This is a genomic window from Microcystis sp. M169S2 (genome assembly GCF_020245865.1).
Classification (GTDB): Bacteria; Cyanobacteriota; Cyanobacteriia; order Cyanobacteriales; family Microcystaceae; genus Microcystis; species Microcystis ichthyoblabe_A.
This window is the reverse complement of the sequence record NZ_JADBUB010000048.1, coordinates 1-4,646: the sequence shown is the minus strand read 5'-3', so window position 1 is coordinate 4,646 and position 4,646 is coordinate 1. Positions and strand designations below refer to the sequence as shown.

General features: G+C 40.2%; 5 protein-coding genes and 1 pseudogene. 4 read left to right on the top strand and 2 right to left on the bottom strand.

Annotated elements, in window-relative coordinates:
- Nucleotides 1-689, bottom strand: a pseudogene (locus IM485_RS05535) (IS1 family transposase); the annotation flags it as partial.
- A gap of 304 nt (nucleotides 690-993) precedes the next feature.
- Nucleotides 994-1,470: a pyroglutamyl-peptidase I family protein gene (locus IM485_RS05530; protein ID WP_104396230.1), complete on the bottom strand. Its 477-nt coding sequence runs from the start codon at nucleotides 1,468-1,470 to the stop codon at nucleotides 994-996.
- Nucleotides 1,471-1,577: 107 nt separating this feature from the next.
- Between IM485_RS05530 and IM485_RS05525 the strand changes: the two genes are divergently transcribed.
- The 4 genes from IM485_RS05525 to IM485_RS05510 all read left to right on the top strand — a co-directional run.
- Nucleotides 1,578-2,633, top strand: a complete 1,056-nt coding sequence (locus tag IM485_RS05525; RefSeq protein ID WP_104396231.1) for a metallophosphoesterase family protein — start codon at nucleotides 1,578-1,580, stop codon at nucleotides 2,631-2,633.
- A 15-nt stretch (nucleotides 2,634-2,648) separates the two neighbouring features.
- A complete protein-coding gene (locus tag IM485_RS05520) occupies nucleotides 2,649-3,536 on the top strand; it encodes a ParA family protein (RefSeq protein ID WP_104396232.1) in 888 nt (295 codons plus the stop codon).
- Between the two features lie 12 nt (nucleotides 3,537-3,548).
- Nucleotides 3,549-3,893, top strand: coding sequence for a TIGR03792 family protein (locus IM485_RS05515; protein WP_104396233.1), 345 nt, complete (start codon nucleotides 3,549-3,551; stop codon nucleotides 3,891-3,893).
- 123 nt (nucleotides 3,894-4,016) lie between these two features.
- On the top strand, nucleotides 4,017-4,646 hold a 630-nt coding region (locus IM485_RS05510), incomplete at its 3' end, for a GDP-mannose 4,6-dehydratase (RefSeq protein ID WP_287741823.1).

Below are 4,646 nucleotides of genomic sequence, written 5' to 3'. Positions count from 1 at the left end.
GTGTAGGGAACTGGAACATCCTTAAACTTAAGGTAATGAATTAGAAGCGGTAGGGAATTTTCTAACATTTTGACACATTTTGAATAGCAGAGAGTCTTACGATGAAGACGGGCTAAGTAATGACGTAATCTTGTATTTTCTCCCTCTACTTTTGTCATATAAGTTTTGCTAACAATCTGATCCCCATCAGGGATAAATATTGGATACACTGGATTTACATCACTTACCCAAAAATAACATTGTCAAAATGAGATAGCTTGCCATAAATGTTGAAATGTCTCTGCACTATGATCACCAATTACCCATCCAAGAATTCCATCTCAAAAGTGATCAACAGCCCTCCAAATCCAGATTTTGTTCTTTTTTTTACCAACAAAGGTCTCTAATTCATCTAGTCCTCCCACTTCTGGAATCGTTTCTGGATTATAGGAATCAGGCAGCAGTTTTCCCACTTGTTTGACCCAATCCATAATGGTTGTTCGTGAGACTCCCGTCACTCTCTCAATGCCTCGAAATCCCATGCCATTTACATACATTTTCAGACAGGTGCGCTTAACATCATCTCTATAGCCCTTGGTTTCATAGCTATCGATGAACTGACGACCACAGTTTACACATATATAGTTTTGTTTTTGACCACGGTGACCATTTTTATTGATGTGGTCACTTTTACATTCTGGACATTTCATCGTTTTTTTCCTCCATTGAGTTTCTATCTATTTTGCCTTCTCATCTCTTTATCTGACAACGCCCTTGTAGTCCCAGTTGAGGAATGTTAGCGAAGATGGCCAATGTTTAGGTTAAAATAGAGGGGCAAAAGTTGCAACCGGGTCAAACTAATGATAGTAGCACCACCCCTCTACAGCAAAGAAGAATTTGCCCGACGTAGCAATGAGATTTATTAGAAGGTGCGCTCTCAAGTCGAGGAGGGCAATTATGGCAAAATACCACTATATCCTTTTTCCCTTGAAACTTACTCTCAAATTATATGAGTTAACGACTAAGGGTGATAATTTTCTGAAAATCTCTTTGAATAATAGTAAAATTTTTGTCAGTTAAAAGCGGCACATGAACGAATAAGGCTCTCGGATGATATTTTAAGACTTGAAAATATAATTCTTCGCAGACAAACTGACCAGCATTATCGCTGATATAACTATAGTTAAGGTTTTTAATTAAATCTGGCAATGGAATTGGTGTCAATAACTTTTTTGTACTACTCCTAGCCTGAGATTCTAAACTTAAACGATAACGACTTTCTGCCATACCACAACAAATAACTAAATCGGTTTTTTTGTCTTGAATAGCTTTGATAACTCGTTCACTGGCTCGATGGGTATTAACGGGAAGTTGACGCAAAAATAAAAGATTTTTTGGACAATTATCTTGAATAGATACTAACAAATCATCGGAAGAATTACTCCGATGATGGCATAACCAAGGTGCAAAAGAAGTTAAGACAATTGTCAAGTTATCTCCTGATAGTTAATTGGGATGATCAACAAAAAAGCGATCGAAGGGACAAAAATTGCTACACTAACTGACGTGACCTCAATTAAAGACGAGATTGATATCCTATGCAACGCCGTAAATTTTTGCTTATTAGTGGCAGTTTAGGCGGTTTTAGCTTGACAGCTTGCGCTCATCAAATTTTACAGCCCGTTACTTCCAAAAATCCCCCTGAGTCTCCCGTTAAACAAGCAGAAAAGGCGAAAAAAGTCAAGATAATCGTGATTAGTGACCTTAATAGTCAATACGGTTCCACTACTTACGATCCCGAAATCGATCGAGCTATTCCTTTAATTATCAATCATAAACCTGATCTGGTCCTCTGTGGTGGCGATATGGTGGCAGGACAAAAAAGCAGCTTGACAGAGGCAGCAATTAACGCTATGTGGTCAGCCTTTGATCACCATATCGCCGCGCCCCTGCGAGCTGCTAAAATACCTTTTGGTTTTACCATCGGTAATCATGACGCTTCTGGAGCTTTATCCGCAGGAAAATTTATCTATGCTAAAGAGAGAAAATTGGCCCAGGATTATTGGCAAAACCCCCAACATAATACAAGTTTAAATTTTATCGATAAAACCGGCTTTCCTTTTTATTATACTTTCACTCAAAATGGTATATTCTATCTAGTTTGGGATGCCTCCACTCATTTAATCTCTCGGGAACAACTAAATTGGGCAGCAAAAAACTTGAGTAGTAGCGACGCTAAAAATGCTAAAATGCGGCTAGTAATCGGTCATTTACCCCTCTACGGTATTGCCGTAGGCAGAAATCGACCGGGGGATTATTTAGCCGATGCCGAGCAATTAAGAGCGTTTTTAGAGGGCCATCAGGTGCATACTTATATTAGTGGCCATGCTCACGCTTACTATCCGGGTAAACGGGGGCAATTACAATTATTACACGCGGGAGCTTTAGGCAGTGGACCGCGACGGTTATTGAACAGCGAACAAGCGCCTAGAAAAACCCTAACAATTGTCGATATTAATCTCCATCAACAGGAAACAGTTTACACCACCTACGACATGAAAACCCAAGAAGCGATCAATATTACCAGTTTACCTCCTCTGATTATGGCTCCCAATGGGCAGGTTTTACGTCGAGATATTCCATCGGTTAACTAGAAAGGAACTCCCCTAATGGCCACTGTCATCAGCACCGTTAATATGAAAGGAGGAGTAGGAAAAACTACTCTTACCGTCAATCTTGCCACCTGTTTAGCTAAATTTCAGCAAAAACGAGTCCTTGTCCTCGATTTAGACGCTCAAATCAGTGCGACTCTTAGTTTAATGTCCCCCCACGAATTCGCTCAACTGCGTCGCAAAAAACGCACTTTAAGCTATTTATTAGAAGCAATTATCAAACCCAATCCCTACAATAAATTAACTATTGATGATATTATTGTACCCTCAGTCTGTGAAATTCAAGGCTTAGATCTACTGCCGGGAGACATCGAGCTTTATGATGAATATGTCGTCTCAGAAACCCTGCACCATCAAGCAATTTTACAGGAAGACTTAGGCTTTGATCATGCTTGGAATAACCTAGAAAGAATCCTAATTCAAAAAATCATTGATCCCATTCAAGACCGTTATGATTATATTATCATGGATTGCGCTCCGGGCTATAATCTTTTAACTCGTAGTGGTCTATGTAGCAGTCATTTTTATTTACTACCCGCCCGTCCCGAACCTTTATCAATTGTCGGCATTCAGCTATTAGAAAGAAGAATAGTTAAACTGAAAGCTAGTCATCAAGAAACCGACCCGATTAACCCCGGTTTACTCGGTATAGTTTTTATTCTTTCCGGTGGTGGTTTACTCAGTCGCTACTATAATCAAGTCATGCGCCGGGTACAACAGGATTTTCAAGCCCATCAAATTTTTGCTAATGCGATTCCTATGGATGTTAATGTAGCTAAAGCTGTGGATATGTTCGTGCCTGCGGTGGCAGCCATGCCCTCTTCTAGTGGTTCCAAAGCTTTTATGAAACTCACAGAAGAATTCTTGATCAAAGCCAAAAAATAGGAGATAATTACTATGGTCATTGAGTGGTTAGAATTTCAAGTTAAACCCGAAGCACGAGAAAAATTTATCCAAAAAGATCAAGAAATTTGGACAAAGTTTTTAGCAAAACAACCTGGTTTTTTAGGTAAGGAGCTTTGGATTAATCCCGCCATCGAGGAAGAATTAATTATCGTTGTCCATTGGCAAACAGAAGAACAGTGGAAAGCTATCTCCAAAAATTTACTTGATGAGACCGAAGCCAAATTTTCCCTCGCCATGGGAAAAGATAATTATCAATTAACCAAAGTCAAGGAATTTCAAGTCAGAAAATTTCGAGAAAATTGTCAGAACCATTTAGAATCTATGCAGCCTGGATAAAAAATAAATTCATCTTTTTGTCCCCTGTCAACCTAGCCAAACTTGTCCTGAGGGGCTAAAGTGTGCTATAAGCAGTCAGACTCTTTATATGGTCTTTATTCTTTCCGATTAGGTAAATTACTGATGACTGAAGCTAAACGCGCCCTAATTACTGGCATCACCGGTCAAGATGGCTCCTATCTAAGCGAATTATTATTAGAAAAAGGCTATGAAGTCCACGGTATCATCCGTCGTACTTCAACTTTTAACACCGATCGCATTGATCATATCTACACTGACCCCCACCAGCCCGATACTAAATTATTTCTTCATTATGGCGACCTCACCGATGGGACGACCCTGCGGCGTATTCTCGAACAAGTGCAACCGGTAGAAGTGTATAATTTAGGGGCCCAATCCCACGTGCGAGTTAGTTTTGATGCTCCAGAATACACCGTTGATGCTGTGGGGGTGGGAGTTTTGAGATTACTAGAAGCAATTCGGGATTACCAAAAAAGAACAGGTATTCAAGTGCGTTTCTATCAAGCAGGTTCCTCGGAAATGTTCGGGAAAGTCATGGAAGTTCCCCAAAAAGAAACCACGCCATTTTATCCCCGCAGTCCCTACGCTTGCGCGAAAGTTTACGGTCACTGGCAAACAATCAACTATCGGGAATCCTACGACTTATTTGCCTGTAACGGCATTTTATTTAACCATGAATCCCCCCGGCGGGGAGAAACTTTTGTCACGCGCAAAATTACCCGCGCTTTGGCC